Below are 16,467 nucleotides of genomic sequence, written 5' to 3' on the forward strand. Positions count from 1 at the left end.
ATCAAATTTTAAGTATATAGCCATATCCATAAGCAGATTCCAAAGGCAGATCCGGTACTTTTTTCCTAAGACGTCTTAGGGTATCGTCTACAACTCTTTCTGATCCAAAGTAATCCGTTCCCCAAACTGCATCAATAATAGCTGTTCTGCTTACTGCATTTTCTTTGTTTGCTATCAAAAACTCTAATATATCGTATTCTTTTACTGTTAATGCTATTTCCTCATTTTCATCTATAATACTTCTTTTTTGTCTGTTAAAATCATATTTACCAAGCTTCATTACTTCTTCTTGTTTTGTCTGTTCTTTTAAAAGTCGATTTACTCTTAAAACAAGCTCTCTCGGAAGAAAAGGTTTCGGCAAATAGTCATCACTTCCCATTTCAAGTCCAATAACCCTATCTAATTCCGCACTTCGCGCAGACATAAATATAACAGGAACATTTGGTGTATAATTTTTTATTTCTCTTATAAGGCTATATCCATCCATACCCGGAAGCATAATATCAAGTATCCATAAATCCGGTTTTTCATTAATTGAATTCTTTGCCTCTAATCCATCTGAAAAAACCCTGACATCATAACCGGCATCTCTTAGATAAGATATAAGTAAATTACACAATGATATTTCATCTTCGACAAGGAAAATTCTTTTCATAAATTTCACCACATTCTTATTTATTTAGCATTGTTTAAAGCATCTATAACTGCATCTCTTATTCCTATTGATGAATAAGTAGCTCCACTTACTAAATCTACATCTGTACTTTGTTCTTCTATAATTTTATCAAGAATTATATTTTTAGCTCTCTCAAACCATTTTTCATCATCTTGATTACTTATAATTTCTATTTTAGCTATTTTCTGATCTTTAACTGTAACTTCTACAACTGTTGTACCTTTAAAGCCTTTTCCTTCTCCTGTATATACTCCATCAGCTATACCTGCTGCATCTCCATAGGAAATATTTTCATCTTCTGGAATTATGTTTGTTTCACTAGGTTGTTGTTCCCAATTATTATCAGCTGTTTCTTCGTTTACAGTTAAATTATTACCATCTTCATCATCTTGTTCTGACACAGATATTTCTGATGGACTCTCTGTTTCTTCACTAACTTTTTCATCAGATTGTTTAGTAAATTGGGTCTTTGCTAAACTATCATCATTAAAAATATTATACAACATAAAACTTGAAGAGAACAGTACTACTGCTATTGCCAATGCAATATAAATTTTCTTTTCTTTTTTATTCATTTTTATTGTTCCAAACTTCAAGGTATCATCAACGGGACAAACATTGACACATTCAAAACAATTAATACATTGAGCAGATCTTAAATTATTACATTTTGAAACAGCAATATTCATAGGACACACATTATCACATTTTTTACAGCCTATGCAGTTACTTTCATTTCTTTTTATGGTAAAAACCCTAAAAATACTCATCAAGCCATATTTTGCACCTTCGTAGCAAAAATAATTACAAAAAGGTCTATCAAAAAACATTGATAATAATGCAAAACAAATTATTGTTAATAGTGCTCCAACTTTACTTACATTCCCTAATAATAATTGGCTAAAAGCTACTCTAGGGTCAAAGGAAAGGATTGCAAATATAATATCTGCTGCCATAAATAAGACTAAAGCAAATATAATATATCTTACAAATATTAATATTCTATGTAACACCATAGGTACCTTTCTTTTTTTTATGCCTATTTTTCTGCCTAATTTACTGAAAACATCTTGAATAAATCCAAAAGGACACATCCATCCACAATAAAAAACTCCAGATAATATTGTCAATACTGTAAGTAATAATAAACCCACTTCAAAATTTAAAAATAATGCCGAAGCAGTGATAATCAAAAATATTATTTGCGCTATTAAGCGATATTTTTTTATATTCTTCATATTTCCACATTCCTTTCATCTACTATTTGTTTATGATAATTATTATAAAAGATTTGAAAATTTGAATCTACAATAAAGCGATGTGAAAATTATGGGATAATTTTGGGAAAATAATAACTAATATTAAATAGAGGCTGTTTCTCCAGCAGCTAATTAAACTGCCTTAGGAACAGCCTCCTTAATAAAAGAAAGAGCGTTTTAAGAAAATAGTATGTATTTAAAATTACACAATAACATAATAAATAACTTCTGTAATAACAAATTGAAAAAATTAAATTGAAGGGTAATAGCTAAAATTTAAACTTTAATACAAACCTCTTATTATATATTTCTTCTCCTGCTATAAATCAAGAATAAGAAAAATGGTGTACCTAGAATTGCCGTTAATATTCCTACCGGCAGTTCCATAGGTTGGAACATTACTCGTGCCAATGTATCAGAGACTACCAATATCAATCCACCTAAAATTCCTGAAAAAACAACTAGATAACGGTAATCATTACCAATAATCAATCTGGCAATATGAGGTGAACACAATCCAATAAATCCAATAGTTCCTGCAACACTTACTGCACTACCTGCAAGTATTGACGCAGTTATTATAATCAATATTCTAGAGAACTCTACAGATAAGCCTAAGTTTTTTCCCATATCCTCTCCCAATAAAAAGAGATTGATTCTCGGACTCAGAAAAATAGATGCGATTATTCCGAATAAGCTATAATACAATATGGATTCATAATGTATCCATCCTCTTCCATTTAAACCTCCGATGAGCCAAGTATAAGTTACAGCAAGTTCATCACTGTTCAGAATCATTATTGCAGAAGTTAATGCATGTAAAAGTGCATTTAAAGCTACCCCTGCTAATATTATAGTTACATTTGAACTATTTCCTTTTTTCTTTGAAATAGAATAAATTAAAAGTGAAGTAAGGAGTGCTCCTAAAAATGTAGCCGAAGGAAGCATGTTAATGCTTCCCGGCATAAAACACATCATTATAACTGCGGCTAATCCTGCACCTGAATTTACACCTATTATATTCGGTGAAGCCAGATTGTTTCTAAGGAGTCCTTGCAATAAAGCTCCTGCAATACCTAAATTTACACCTACTAACATCCCTACAAGTGTACGCGGCAATCTAACATTAATTATGATATGCTGCGTTAGATGATCAGCATTTCCTTTTAAAAATACTTTTAAAATGTTAGAAACTGAGAAATCCAAAGTACCACTAACTATACTTATCATCATTGCAATGATTAAAATTACAGCGAACAAAAAAATCCATAATATACGTAATTTTTGTTTTGCCATTTTTATTTTACCATCCTAATTCTCGTCACATACTAGTTTTGCCATAACATCCAAAGCTTCCTCTGCTTCAATTTTTCCCGGTGAGATATTTTCCGGAACTATTATTAAACGTCCATTTTTAACAGCACTTAATTCCTTCCACATAGGATCATTTTCGTACATTAATTTTAAATCTTCAGAACTGATTTTATTTACTGCATTATTAGATTCACCATTTGCAGAATTACTTTTATTTCCGTTACCTTTACCTTCTCCCTTTCTAAAGCCTGGCTGAAGAACAAATATAACATCAGGATCTTTTTGTGTAATTGTTTCAATATCAAATGTTATAAATCCCGCTTTTGAAGATGTTTTAATATCATCAGATACAATATTTTCTAATCCTAAATATGTAAGTAATCTTCCCCAAAAGCAAAATGATCTGGCTGCTGTAATACTTTGATTGCCTCCCTGAATAAATAAAGCTGTTTTAATACCGGTCTTTTTTACTTCTTCTTTTAATTTTTTAGATTTATTCATAATACTTTTTTCATATTCTTCAGCTTTATCTTGACAATTAAGGATTTCTCCTAACTCATTTACAGAACCAACCAATTGATCTTCCGCTGCACTAGGATCAACATAAACAACTACTGCACCTGTAGCTTCTAAACTGTCAAGCATCTGAGCATGATTTCGCACATGTGCAATTATTAAATCCGGTTTAAGTTCATTAATAATTTCAATATTAGGTGAATTTTCCATAGAAATACTAGGTAAATTTTCTGCATTTGCCCTAGGTATTGAATATTCATCAACAACACCTATAGGTGTTACACCTAAATTAAAAAGCGATTCTATCATACTTGAATTAAGAGCTAGTACTCTTTTTGGGTTATTTGGAATCATAACTTCTCTTTCAAGTGCATCAGTATAAGAATGATATTCTTCATTACTTTCATTTGTTTTACTGTCATTTACATTATTATTTACAGCTTTGTCTTCTTTGCTTACACAAGCTGATAAAGAAAATGATATAAGCATTATTGTAATAAATATTAAAAATTTATTTCTATTTTTAAGCATAATTTACTCCTTATTTATTTTATAAATCTTACTACTAAAATTGCCATATAAAGTTATCTGTTTTTAATTTCTTGTCTATTTACGAATTTCTATCCACGTAGCAGGCTTGTTTTCCACATCTGATATAAGTCTACAATTATCTATACCTGTTTTATCAAGCAACGCCTGTAATTCATCTCCACTTAAAAATCCGGTTTCTCCTCGTTCTATAAGCTTTTTCCGACCTTTACCTTGTAATTTTTCTCGTAAATCTTGTGGTGTATACCTTCCTAATCCGCCACCTACAAATGCTACTCCACCTTTTTTCAAAACTCTGTTTATCTCTTGTAATCCTTTTATTTGATCATGCCAAAACCAAAGAGAACCTCGACTTACTATAAAATCCGCAAAGTTATCCATCAAAGGAAGATTGCAAACATCTGCTTTCAAATAATGACTTTTATTATTTAGATTGGTATTTTTAACATTCTGTTTAACTTCTTCTATTGAATCAGGATTAATATCTATAAAATACATCTCAAAATCGGTTATCTTAGCTAATTCTATGCCCATAGCTCCATGCCCTGTACCAATATCAAGACATTTTCCTTTAGTTATTTTATAATCATCTACAATCTGCTGTGCAATATAAGAGTATATTGGTTTTAGATTTTCTGAATGCATCTTATTAGTTCCTTTCACAAAAGTTTATTGTTTATTATAAAAATCAAATCTTTCTTTTAGCCATTCATCTTTCTACACTATTTTTTGCAGGAATAATGAACTTTTTAAAATCACTGCCTAAACTGCATACTTCAGCAGAAATGTCATATACATCCTTTAATAAGCTTGCGGTAATAACTTCATCAGGTTTTCCTTGTGCACTTATTCCTCCGTCTTTTAAAATCACACAACGATCGGCTACCATCATGGCCTGATTAAGATCATGTAAAACTAAAATAAAAGTTTTTTTATATTGATCTCGTATATTTTTAATAATTTCCATTAATCCCCATTGATATTTCAAATCTAAATATGTAATAGGCTCATCTAATAATATTAATTTTGTATCTTGAGCAATAATCATGGCAAGCCATACCCTCTGGCGCTCTCCTCCAGAAAGTTTATCCACTTGCTTATCTCTTAAATATTGTAAATTCATATAATCAAGTGCCCATTCTATTTTTTCTTTATCTTCTTTTTTTAGAGCCCATCCATATTGCTTATATGGAGTCCTTCCCATGGAGATTAATTCGTACACAGTAATATGCTGAACTGAGTCTAAATTTTGAGGCAGAAAAGCAATGTTACGGGATATCCACCTTCTGGATTGATTATAAATATTTTTACCATTAAGCAGTATTTGACCGCTCTTTGGTTTTAAAAATGCATTAAAGCAACGTAATAATGTAGATTTCCCAAATCCATTAGGTCCTAAAAGTGCTAATATTTCGCCATCTTGTATATCAAGATTTATATCCTTTAAAATCTCTTTATCACCATAAGAAAAATACAAGTTTCTTATTTGTATCATCTTTAAAACCCTTTGCCCTCTTTAATGACCTTTAAATAGTTATCCCAATTATCCCAATATAATTTGTAATTATTTTGTGATAACAACTTAGGTACTTCAATCTCTGCAGATGCAGGTATAAAACTCTGTAACGCTAAATATTCCTGAACTTCTTTTCCCATTAGAAAATCACCAAGTTCAAGTAATCGTTTATCTGCTTTTTTGCTGAATACCATAACTTGCGGCATACAAAAGAAACCATCTTTCGGCCAGATAAGCTTTGTATTTTTATTTTTAGAAATTCGTGCAAAAGCAATATTCGTTATACCTAAAGGGTATTCTCCCTTATCAACAGATTGCACCACATCAATAGGACTTCCGCTATGTACAGCATTCTTATTAAAAATCGAAAATCTTTCCGGATAATTAGCTCTCATAAAAGTTCTTATAATTATAGAAACCATTCTAAACTCATCGGGCATTCTTATTTTTTTTGACCACGTATCGTTTAATAAGTCTTCCCAAGATTTCGGAACATCTTTTTCTTCTAATAGGTTTACGTTATAGAAATAAGCAAATGGTATTACTGTAAATGGATGAAAATACCCTTTATCATCTTTAAATCCCATATCTTCCAACTCTTTTCTGATAGGAAAACGATCAGGTATTGAAAGAAAATACTTTTCCAAATATCCATCAGGTAATGCTGCGAAATCATTAACATGACCTATAATCATATCAGGAAATTCATCATTTTCAAAATCTGTTTCAAACAAACTTTTTTCTTCAGGACGATGAGGCTGGTCTAAAATTTCAATTTTTTCTCCATATTTATCCTGCATTTTTTCACCATATTCTGATATCATCTGAACTAAAGTTCTGCTTACATTAAGCGGACAATGAAGATATACTTTCTGCATAATAATTCCCTCCTTAAATATCAAAGTTTTTTTCTTTTATAATTCCGCCGTTTCTAATATAATCACGTATATTTGAAATCTTTTCTTCAAAATTTACTAGTGACTTTAACAGCTCTTTTTCTTCTGTTGAAGTTATATGTAATTTGTTCATACCTCCATTCTTCATAACTATTCTTTTATCTGCCATTAATAAAAGAGTTGGGTCATGAGTTATAACCAATATAATTTTCCCTTGCTTTTTAAGAATTTCCAATGCTTTTAATCTATTAATACCTGCATTTTCGATCTCATCTATCAATAATATAGGTGCTTTGCTGATTACTGCTGCATCAGCTACCATTAAAGCTCTCGATTGTCCTCCGCTTAATTTAGTAAGATTATCACTAAAATAAACAGGTTCACCTGCTAATTCATTTGTAATTTTCAAAGCTTCATCAATTATTTCTTTCTGATTTTCTATTTCTCTGACTTTTGTATGCATTAATAAGAAATTTTCAACAGTTATATCAATAACAAAATTCATGTTTTGTGATACTTCTGCTATCAAATATCTTAAAGATTTATTAAAATTAAATTCGGATGCAGGATGGTTATTAATTAAAATTGATCTTCCGGATATAGTTTCACTGTCATCAATAAATTGTTCTATATCTGATATAAGCTGAGTTTTCCCTGAACCTGTAGGTCCTACAATAGCAAATACCATGCCGGCATCAATCTCAAAAAGCTTGACATTTTCAGGGTTTCCTTCCTTATCATTTCCGCCTATGATAGTTAATTTTTCCAACATTTTATTTCTGCCTCCCAAAATCCACTTTTTTGACATTACCCATCTGATATTGGCTGCCAACTATTGTTTCTCCTGCACAATAGGAGCAGATTGATGCAGGCATTGAATATTTTAATTCTTTACCGCTTATGGTATCCAATTCCTTATACTTCATAATCTCATTTTTCAATTTAAGTGAGCCTTGTCCTGTAAGACCATTGATTTCTAAAATCCTGGCTTTAGAATTAATCATTTCTACTTTATGACGAAATACTTCTCTTTCAGCATGAGATACAATCTCACCTTTTGTAATAACAATAATATCTGCCGTACTTAACATAGGTCCAACTTTTTTAGGTGTATCAATTCCTATTAAATTATCAATTACGCAAATTGATAAACAATCATTTACATATGGTGCACAACGATGACATAAGCCTGCTGTTTCTAATACAAGTATGTCTGCATTTTGATTTTTTGCCCATGTCTCTATTTCTTCCAAATTTGCCACATAGAAATGATCAGGGCAAAGGTAATCACTTAGACCCACAGCTACAGGAATTCCTAGTTTACCGTATCTTTCATCATCTGATGTTTCTAGGCAATCAATTTTACAGGCTGCTACTTTAACATTATTTTTTAAAATGTGAGAAATAGTATAGTACATAACTGATGTCTTACCAGAAGACGGGGTACCTGCAACTACTATAAAACGCAAGATTAAAAACCTCCTTTTACAAAATATTTTATTAGTTAATAAAATTTCTCTGCTGCATTAATTACTTTTTTATAATTGACATCAATTGGCATAAAATTATGAGCAAATGTCAATAATCATTTATTATATCTCCATTTTGTTTAAAAGTAAACAGATATTGTTGTATTATATTATATTGTATTTATTTTTATTGTTATTTGTTTGTTTTTGTTTAATTATAAATAAAATGTTGAGTTAAAACAACAATTAATTAGAGAGTACCTAAAAAAAGCTGACAAAGTCAGCTTTTTTTAAGAATAAATATTAATTTAATTATTAAATCTTATTTGATATAGCATTAAATTACACATATTAAAATTATTAATTTTATAGGACATTATTATGAATAATAACAATAATAAATTTTCCTATATGGCAAATATCCTTTTTCATTAGTATTTAAATTTTTTAGATTCAAAATTTTAAGATCCTTACATTAACCGGTATTTTCATTCATCCAAATTATATTATGTAAACCTCATTTTTTTAATTATAAATATTATTCAACAACCCTATTTTCCCAAAATCTTAATATTTAAGGACTTTTTCCACATACTTTTTAAAATAGTATACAATTTTATTCACTACTGCCTGTGGATAAATACCACTTATATAAATGTGTATATTTCAACATTTATTCATTGTATTTTAAAAACCATAATCATTTTATCCACAATTATGTTAATTTTATAGATAACCAATTTTTAATTATACATATAAAACTTTATTTATACTTTCTTTTTGATATATTACAAGATACTTACTTACAATTATTCATTCTTTAAAAACACACTACCTTCAGCATTAAAATCTATATCTCATATTTTGCTAACCTGATTCACGATTAAGCTTTCTGCTTTATGGCATAGTTATTTTATTTATTGAAAGCATTATCTTATAGTATTTTCTTCTTATTCTAACTCTTACCATTCAATCTGTAACCCTACACCCACTTCTTTTACCGGTAAAGTCTTGTACATTTCTGCTCTAACATTAAATGAAGTACAATGGCAAGGATATATATCCTTTATATTCATCTTTTTTAGATAATCTATGGTTTTATGAACTCGTTCATTCACTTCAAATAAGTGGAACCCGCCTATAACACCTAATACCCTATTATCTTCACTAACTCTCTTTGCATATTCTATTATGTTACATATACCACTGTGAGAACATCCTGTAATAATATAAATACCTCTTTTATTTTTATATACAAGAGCAGAATCATCTTCTATATAATCATTTATTACACTTTCACCAATAATTTTTTTACCAATAGGTTTTCTATTTTCAAAGTGATTTATTTGAGGTATTTCTCCTAAAAAAGTTATATTATTACTAACTTTAACAGGCTCTTTTGAAAGCAGTAAATTACACCTTTTTTTCAATTCTTCTTCTGAAAAATAAGAACCTATTTTTAAATTATCTATGATTTTTTCTTTAAAAGCATCAGGATGGGCCATAATAGAAATGCTTCTGTTATTTTTTTGTTCAAAGTAGTATTTTAATCCTCTTGTATGGTCATCATGTCCATGTGAAATAACTATTGAAATTATATTTTCTAAGTTTACATTTAATGCTTCTGCATTTCTTAAAAACAAATCTGAATATCCCACATCAAATAAAAAGCTTCTGCCTTCATCTTCAATATAATATGAAACTGCAGGTTCACCGCAGTAATATTGGTCGATGAAGGTATTATTATCTACTAAAACTTTCAGTTTCAACTTTTTCCTCCTTAGTGTTATCATTTTTATTTATAACATATTACTTATTTTAAATCTCTTATACTGTGCTACTTAATACCTCAAACATATTCAATAATTCTTCATTAATTATGCAATATATATAAATCTTTCATATTATTTAAAAATTTATTTCACATATTATGACCCAAAAGAATAAACCAATTCTAGGAGATGATTTATTTTGAGTTCAAACATTATTTTATTGCTGGTTTTTGCTATTGCCACAATAGGTAAAGCTAATTCTGTAGCTATTGCCACAGGAGCATTACTTATAATAAAACTTGTTGGCATAGATAAATTTGTATATCCTTATATAGAAAAAAATGGATTAACTTTTGGTCTCATACTACTTATAGCCGCTATTATGATTCCTATTGCAAATGGTAGTATTTCAGTTGAAAATATAAAAAATATATTTACATCATGGATTGGTATAGTTGCTTTGATTCTTTCATTTTTAACATCATATTTAAGCGGACAGGGTTTAGGATATCTTACAGTTCAAGGTCATGGCGACGTTATGCCGGCAATTATAATAGGAGCCGTTGCCGCCGCTGCGCTTTTAGGAGGAGTACCTGTAGGACCTCTTATTACATCAGGAATATTAGTTTTAATTGTTAAGTTCGTTGAAATTATCAACAAATAAGTGCTGTAATCAACTATTTAAGCTAGATTTTAACGAATAATAATTGCAAGATTAGCATTAAAAAGTTATAACAATCTATTAAATAACAAAAAAATTTAATTACTTTAATTATAATAATGGACACTTGATATTTGCGTGTGAACCGTATATATACATCTATTTATAAATTCATGTTTATATGGATCACGCAAACATCTTAAAATTTAAGCCCATATTTTCTTTTCCACATCATTAATTAATATTTAAAACTAAGAAATATTAAGCACTGCGCTTATTCAGCAGAATGGGAAGAGCAATTTTTGCAATTAATGTAATCTTGCCAAAGCTGTTCGGCTACAGGAGTCCAGTTTTTAGCATATTTAGTCGTTCGAGTACATAATTCTTCCGCACTTTCAGGTGCCTCAGGATTTGTGGATTTTGCTCCTGCCTTTTTAACCATGTCCGGTAAGATTTCAGGATTTTCCAGCATAGGACAAGGACGCAGCATATTATCATTAAATGGCTGTCTATTATGATATTCCATAAAAATAGGTGAACGTAACGCATCTAACAAAGTAGTATCATGTATGTTAGCATTTGAGTAATGAATAAATACACAAGGGTCAACATCACCTGCAGCATTAATATGAAGATAACGACGTCCACCGGCTATGCAGCCACCTACATACTGTGCATCATTTTGAAAATCCATGGCAAAGATGGACTTTGTTTTACGGAAAGCTTTAATACGTTCATAAAGTTCTGTTCTTTGCTCAGGTGTAACCATCAACTCAGGAACAGCACCTTTACCTACGGGCATATAATGGAAGAACCAAACAAAAAGAGCTCCCATATCTATAATTTTATCATAAAATTCCTCGCTGCTAACATCATCCCAATTGTCCTTTGTATAACAAACCGACACTCCAAACGGTAAATTCTTTTCTTTCAGAAGTCCCATGGAATTCATTACTTTAGAGTATGTACCTGCCCCACGGCGGCTATCATTTGCTTTTTCAAATCCTTCTAAGCTAATAGCAGGTACAAAATTCTTTACCCTAAGCATGTTGTCACAGAACTCCTTATCAATCAGTGTACCGTTTGTAAAGCACAGGAATATACAATCGGAATGTTTTTCACAAAGTTTAATAAGATCTGCCTTTCTAACCAGCGGTTCTCCTCCCGTATATATGTAAAAATATATGCCTAAATCTTTACCTTGTTCAATAATAGAATCAATATCTTCATAGGACAAGTTTAGCTTATGTCCATATTCAGCAGCCCAGCAGCCAGTGCAATTCAAATTACATGCAGAAGTTGGATCAAGCAATATTGTCCAAGGAATGTTACAGTTATATTTTTCCCTGTTTTTATCCTGATCAGTCCAACCAAAAAAGTTAGCATTCATAATAAAATTATGAAAGAAAGTGGTTCTTATACCAGGATCCAGTTCATAAAATCTCATAATTAACTGGTACCAATTGTCTTTACTTTCAACTACCGACCAGATTGCCTCACGCTGCGCTTTAAATTCATCCTTTGGAATAAAACGATCCACTAATCCAAGCAGCTTTGGAATATTTGCTTCCGGATCTTTTTCCAAATACTTGATGGCTTGTGCAAAACCAAAATCTTTTGCCTTATTAATGATATTCATTTTTGTATCTCCTTTATAAAATATAATCAAATATTTATATTTTCAAATTTTTTTGATCCGTATTTTTACAAGTTATAAACTCTTTTTATTAAAATATATTAATTATTTATTAACTGGATGATATATTGTAAAAAGTTAATTAAGTTGCCAGTTTTAGTTTATCTTCATTTATTAGTAAACAAGTTAATTAATCTTAAGTAAGTGCTTAATAAGTAAGATTTTTATTTATAAAGATGAAATCAAAAGTATTTATTTTCTTTTCTAATTCATAAATATAATTATTCATCAGCTTTTTTTATAGAACAAACTTCAAAAAATAAGTTTAATGACTATTGTACAAATCACTTCTATATAATACATTTAAGTTAAAAAATATATTATAAAACGATACTTCTTGTTTCCAATTTATCGTCCTCTTATATTTCTATTATACACCTATTTTGCCACATAAAACCAATTATGTTTAACATAACTTTATATAATCTTTTAATATTGCTTATCTTAAAAATATTTTACTATCTTACACAACCTAGATACGGGTACTCAAAATAATAAAATTTTACTTCACTAAACGTCCTTATACTTCCTTATATATCACAATTAAAACCTGCTTACCTTATGATTCTATAAGAAGGCATTAATACCTTTCTAATCATTTATTCTATATAATTCATTTAACTTACTATCTAAGTAAAATTTTTTTACGTCAAACAAAATAAAATTAGTTTAAAATAAATTTTATCTTAGAAAGAAATTTTTTATAGGAATATTTTATTAAATACAAATTTTAACTTTATAATGAATAACATACCAATATAATTCTACTTTTTATTTTTGTAAAACTTAAATAATTATTTCACTTACTAATTTATAATTAAAGATAATATTTTATTACATATAATTACAATAAAAGTAAAATTCCTAAAAAATAGCAACATAATAATTTGTTTTAAATGATTTACTTATTAATTTGCATATTAAATATGAAAAATCAAATAATAAAAGTATTAATATTAATCGGAGGTAATTATAATGAATGAAGAAAACAATCAATATACAAAAAGAGTACAGAATATTGACCTGCACGAAAAGGAAGAAAAAATAGAGGGCAAACCAGATGCTTATAAAAATATTTTTTCTGAAGATGATTCTAAAAAATCTAATAGAAAATAAGAAATTATTTAAAGCAGCTTTGAAGCTGCTTTTTATATATCCATTCCATAATATATTCACAACATTATTTCCATTGTATATACATAAACCTCTTGATTAATATGTATTAAAAATTAACCAAGAGGTTTTCAAAACTATAAGTTAACTTTATCTGCCATCGAATTCAGGATTGAAGGCATAGAAATTCTTAGAATCTAAGTTATCTTGTACTACTCGCAGGGCTTCACCGAATCTCTGAAAATGTACTACTTCACGTTCTCGTAAAAATCTGATTGGATCAATAACATCAGGATCATCACATAAACGTAATATATTATCATATGTTGTTCTTGCTTTTTGTTCTGCTGCACCTTTATAAGAACAACTTCTTTAAAAATTCCAATGTATTTCAATTGGAACATTCCCGGTTAACTTATCTTTTTTTCCAACATATATACAATCAATAAGCTGTTCTACTGTTTCTCTGTCTAACTTTTTTAGATTTGTATATTGTTCAATTATCTGTTTTTTATTATCTTCATTTTTTAGCTTACTATCTACATCATCCAGCTGCATCTGTGTTTCTTTTATTAATTCTATGATCTTATTTTTCTCATCATGGAAATTTTCATAAAATTCAAGATACTGCTCTGTAGTTATAGTTTTTTTAACTTTATCCATGTATAGCTCTTTTAATACTTGTGTAAGATCTTCCTCCTTACCTTTATAATTTTTCACAGCTCTTTCCAGCTTTTTTCTTTTATCATGCAAACTACCATTAAAGTCTATATTTTTTTCAATTTCTTCCTTATTCATATAGTTGTCTATCATTTCATTTAGCTGGTATAAAACAGTTGCTTCTAACCTTTCTACAGAAATAAAAGCACCTACACAAGCATCTTTATGTGCATATTTGGTAGAACATTTTAAATAGCATCTGTCTCTGGTCTTTGAGCTTTTCATTGTATAACCGCAGTTTAAGCATTTGACCTTTTTAGCAAACAGCCCTATGGTTCCACAGCTAAAAGGCTTAGCTTTCTGTTTAATAATATTTTGAACTTTATTCCATAGTTCTCTTTCTATTATAGGTTCATGTGTACCTTCAACCACATACCATTCTTCCTTTGGTCGTGGTTTGTTTTTTTTGGTTTTATATGAAATACTTCCATATTTACCTTGTACCATATTCCCTATATAAATTTCATTTGAAAGCATATCTGCTACGGTGTAGTACTTCCATAAGGTACTATTTTTGGTTCTTGCTTGCTTATATCGTAATCCCTTGAGCCTTTTATATTCTGTAGGATTAGGTATACCTCTTTCATTTAATATTCTTGCAATAGCAGTTTTACCATAACCTTGAGTAAACAGCAGAAATACTTCTTTGACTATTTCCGCAGCTTCTTCATCAATAATCAAATGACCTTTCTTCTCCGGATCTTTCATATATCCATAAAGTGCAAAGGCACCTATATGTACACCTTTTTTTCTCTTGTCAGTTAACACACTCTTAATATTATCTGACATATCTTCAAGATACCATTCATTTACTAAGCCATTTATCTGCCTTGATTTTTTATTACCTTTATTTTCAGTATCTGCATTATCAACAACACTGATAAATCTTATATCCCATATAGGAAATAATCCATGTATGTACTTTTCCACCAGCTCAAGTTCTCTTGTAAATCTTGATTGTGTTTTGCATAAGATTATATCAAATTTATGTTCCTCGGCATCTGATAATATTTTTTTAAATTCCGGTCTGTTTCTGTCAGCACCTGCATAATCATCATCACTATAAATATTGTATATTTCCCAGTGCTTATCTACTGCATACTGTACAAGCATGGACTTTTGATTTTGTATACTTTCACTGTCATCTGTTTCTGTATGTTTATTTCTGTCTTCTTCCGACAGCCTACAATAAATAGCTACCTTCATAGTTTTTTATCTCCTATTTCCAGATAAAAAATAAATCTTACAGGAAAAATCATATTATATTTAAGCATGATTTGTAATTATCTTATTTTGCCAAGATTTATGCAGCTTTTATTTTTTTCGCTTTCTTTAATTACTTGGATCAGTTTTTTATTAAATTCAAGCTTAAACTCATCTTTGCTGCTGCTTTTAAAAACATTATTACAAACAACATTTATTTCTTTTGCCATACCAAACACCCCCTAATATGTAATATATTTTTATATACATGTACAATATGTTTAACTAAAGTTAATATTATTTAACTAAATTTCTTGGCGGCGTTCATGTAAGATGTGCTAGGCTTTCATTTACCCTTTTAAGGCTGCTCTTCATATTCATATTAAATTGTCAAGGTACAACAACCTTTCAGAGTTGCTATATAGGATATTTCACAATAACCATATAAGCAGAGCTAACTGAATGTCATATATCTTCAAGTAGTTACTGTCTAATTCTTTTAATGTATCGTACTAATCTCTAGTATTTTATACGACAATCTGAAGATTAATAAATAAAACTAGATTTCATACAACAAAAAACAGTGTACTGTATTTTCTTTAATACCTTACACTGCTATTGACTCATTTTAAATAAAACACTATATATTTAATAAACTTAATTACCGCTTTTCGAGTAGCGGTCAGTCCTATAAATTCAAAAAGACTTCTTTTTTGAAGACCATGCCCCTATGTACCTTTTTTAAAGAATTACTCATGTATAATTTATAGAGTATATATAATAAACATAGCACAAAACCGCTAACGCGGTGGCATCCGATACGCCAACTAAGTGCGTAAAACCCAACTGTCGATTTACCTGCAGTTTTATTTCCCTAAAAACTCCTTTAAAATAGACGTACGCAGAAAAGCGAATATATATTGAAGGAGAATAGACATGACAAACGAAGAAATCATCTTAAACGCCAAAGAAGAAATTAAATTACGAGGTTTATCGCCACACACAGAAGCAGAGTATTTCAGAGTTCTGCACGCATTTCTACGTTATTTCGAAAATCGTCCTATTGAAACAATGGGGGAAACCGAAATACGAGAATTTTTACTATAT

General features: G+C 29.5%; 16 protein-coding genes and 1 pseudogene. 3 read left to right on the forward strand and 14 right to left on the reverse strand.

The window, feature by feature from the left end; genetic code table 11:
- Position 1: 1 nt before the first annotated feature.
- The 10 genes from K292_RS0104680 to K292_RS0104725 all read right to left on the reverse strand — a co-directional run bounded on the left by K292_RS0104680 (position 2) and on the right by K292_RS0104725 (position 9,964).
- Positions 2-655, reverse strand: coding sequence for a response regulator transcription factor (locus K292_RS0104680; protein ID WP_027398862.1), 654 nt, complete (start codon positions 653-655; stop codon positions 2-4).
- 20 nt (positions 656-675) lie between these two features.
- A complete protein-coding gene (locus K292_RS16005) occupies positions 676-1,914 on the reverse strand; it encodes an FMN-binding protein (protein WP_084145897.1) in 1,239 nt (412 codons plus the stop codon).
- A 321-nt stretch (positions 1,915-2,235) separates the two neighbouring features.
- Positions 2,236-3,231 carry a FecCD family ABC transporter permease gene (locus K292_RS0104690; protein ID WP_027398863.1) on the reverse strand — a complete coding sequence of 332 codons (996 nt, stop codon included), beginning with the start codon at positions 3,229-3,231 and terminating at the stop codon, positions 2,236-2,238.
- A 15-nt stretch (positions 3,232-3,246) separates the two neighbouring features.
- The gene (locus tag K292_RS0104695; protein ID WP_027398864.1) at positions 3,247-4,296 is read right to left on the reverse strand and encodes an ABC transporter substrate-binding protein; all 1,050 of its coding nucleotides are present in this window, start codon (positions 4,294-4,296) and stop codon (positions 3,247-3,249) included.
- Between the two features lie 75 nt (positions 4,297-4,371).
- The gene (locus K292_RS0104700; protein WP_037372503.1) at positions 4,372-4,959 is read right to left on the reverse strand and encodes a class I SAM-dependent methyltransferase; all 588 of its coding nucleotides are present in this window, start codon (positions 4,957-4,959) and stop codon (positions 4,372-4,374) included.
- A 64-nt stretch (positions 4,960-5,023) separates the two neighbouring features.
- The gene (locus K292_RS0104705; RefSeq protein WP_027398866.1) at positions 5,024-5,809 is read right to left on the reverse strand and encodes an ABC transporter ATP-binding protein; all 786 of its coding nucleotides are present in this window, start codon (positions 5,807-5,809) and stop codon (positions 5,024-5,026) included.
- A gap of 2 nt (positions 5,810-5,811) precedes the next feature.
- Positions 5,812-6,708, reverse strand: coding sequence for an ABC transporter substrate-binding protein (locus K292_RS0104710; RefSeq protein WP_027398867.1), 897 nt, complete (start codon positions 6,706-6,708; stop codon positions 5,812-5,814).
- 13 nt (positions 6,709-6,721) lie between these two features.
- The gene (locus K292_RS0104715) at positions 6,722-7,498 is read right to left on the reverse strand and encodes an ATP-binding cassette domain-containing protein (protein ID WP_027398868.1); all 777 of its coding nucleotides are present in this window, start codon (positions 7,496-7,498) and stop codon (positions 6,722-6,724) included.
- A gap of 1 nt (position 7,499) precedes the next feature.
- Positions 7,500-8,195, reverse strand: a complete 696-nt coding sequence (locus tag K292_RS0104720; protein WP_027398869.1) for a GTP-binding protein — start codon at positions 8,193-8,195, stop codon at positions 7,500-7,502.
- Between the two features lie 962 nt (positions 8,196-9,157).
- On the reverse strand, positions 9,158-9,964 hold the full coding sequence (locus K292_RS0104725) for an MBL fold metallo-hydrolase (RefSeq protein WP_027398870.1): 807 nt from the start codon (positions 9,962-9,964) through the stop codon (positions 9,158-9,160).
- 202 nt (positions 9,965-10,166) lie between these two features.
- Here K292_RS0104725 and K292_RS0104730 point away from each other — a divergent pair, with 202 nt between their 5' ends.
- Entirely contained in the window at positions 10,167-10,631 is a 465-nt protein-coding gene (locus K292_RS0104730) for a DUF441 domain-containing protein (RefSeq protein ID WP_027398871.1), read from the forward strand.
- 271 nt (positions 10,632-10,902) lie between these two features.
- Here the strand turns inward: K292_RS0104730 and K292_RS0104735 are convergent, their stop codons facing one another.
- Positions 10,903-12,267: a radical SAM protein gene (locus K292_RS0104735; protein WP_027398872.1), complete on the reverse strand. Its 1,365-nt coding sequence runs from the start codon at positions 12,265-12,267 to the stop codon at positions 10,903-10,905.
- Between the two features lie 1,032 nt (positions 12,268-13,299).
- Here K292_RS0104735 and K292_RS18485 point away from each other — a divergent pair.
- Complete coding sequence (locus K292_RS18485) at positions 13,300-13,440, forward strand: hypothetical protein (protein ID WP_156900471.1); 141 nt, start codon at positions 13,300-13,302, stop codon at positions 13,438-13,440.
- Between the two features lie 147 nt (positions 13,441-13,587).
- On the opposite strand, the pseudogene K292_RS19440 reads toward K292_RS18485, so the two are convergent.
- The 3 genes and pseudogenes from K292_RS19440 to K292_RS18490 form a co-directional block, all read right to left on the reverse strand.
- Positions 13,588-13,776 (reverse strand): annotated as a pseudogene (locus K292_RS19440) (manganese catalase family protein); the annotation flags it as partial.
- 33 nt (positions 13,777-13,809) lie between these two features.
- A complete protein-coding gene (locus K292_RS0104745) occupies positions 13,810-15,363 on the reverse strand; it encodes a recombinase family protein (protein ID WP_027398873.1) in 1,554 nt (517 codons plus the stop codon).
- A gap of 77 nt (positions 15,364-15,440) precedes the next feature.
- Entirely contained in the window at positions 15,441-15,590 is a 150-nt protein-coding gene (locus K292_RS18490) for a hypothetical protein (RefSeq protein WP_156900472.1), read from the reverse strand.
- A 706-nt stretch (positions 15,591-16,296) separates the two neighbouring features.
- Between K292_RS18490 and K292_RS19505 the strand changes: the two genes are divergently transcribed.
- On the forward strand, positions 16,297-16,467 hold a 171-nt coding region (locus tag K292_RS19505; protein WP_207637155.1), incomplete at its 3' end, for a phage integrase N-terminal SAM-like domain-containing protein.

The sequence above is a fragment of the Anaerovorax odorimutans DSM 5092 genome (assembly GCF_000426305.1).
GTDB classification, from domain to species: Bacteria; Bacillota; Clostridia; order Peptostreptococcales; family Anaerovoracaceae; genus Anaerovorax; species Anaerovorax odorimutans.

Coding starts and splice junctions, on each gene's coding strand:
- K292_RS0104680 (WP_027398862.1), bottom strand. CDS start 655: ATGAAAAGAATTTTCCTTGTCGAAGATGAAATATCATTGTGTAATTTA.
- K292_RS16005 (WP_084145897.1), bottom strand. CDS start 1,914: ATGAAGAATATAAAAAAATATCGCTTAATAGCGCAAATAATATTTTTG.
- K292_RS0104690 (WP_027398863.1), bottom strand. CDS start 3,231: ATGGCAAAACAAAAATTACGTATATTATGGATTTTTTTGTTCGCTGTA.
- K292_RS0104695 (WP_027398864.1), bottom strand. CDS start 4,296: ATGCTTAAAAATAGAAATAAATTTTTAATATTTATTACAATAATGCTT.
- K292_RS0104700 (WP_037372503.1), bottom strand. CDS start 4,959: ATGCATTCAGAAAATCTAAAACCAATATACTCTTATATTGCACAGCAG.
- K292_RS0104705 (WP_027398866.1), bottom strand. CDS start 5,809: ATGATACAAATAAGAAACTTGTATTTTTCTTATGGTGATAAAGAGATT.
- K292_RS0104710 (WP_027398867.1), bottom strand. CDS start 6,708: ATGCAGAAAGTATATCTTCATTGTCCGCTTAATGTAAGCAGAACTTTA.
- K292_RS0104715 (WP_027398868.1), bottom strand. CDS start 7,498: ATGTTGGAAAAATTAACTATCATAGGCGGAAATGATAAGGAAGGAAAC.
- K292_RS0104735 (WP_027398872.1), bottom strand. CDS start 12,267: ATGAATATCATTAATAAGGCAAAAGATTTTGGTTTTGCACAAGCCATC.
- K292_RS18485 (WP_156900471.1), top strand. CDS start 13,300: ATGAATGAAGAAAACAATCAATATACAAAAAGAGTACAGAATATTGAC.
- K292_RS0104745 (WP_027398873.1), bottom strand. CDS start 15,363: ATGAAGGTAGCTATTTATTGTAGGCTGTCGGAAGAAGACAGAAATAAA.
- K292_RS18490 (WP_156900472.1), bottom strand. CDS start 15,590: ATGGCAAAAGAAATAAATGTTGTTTGTAATAATGTTTTTAAAAGCAGC.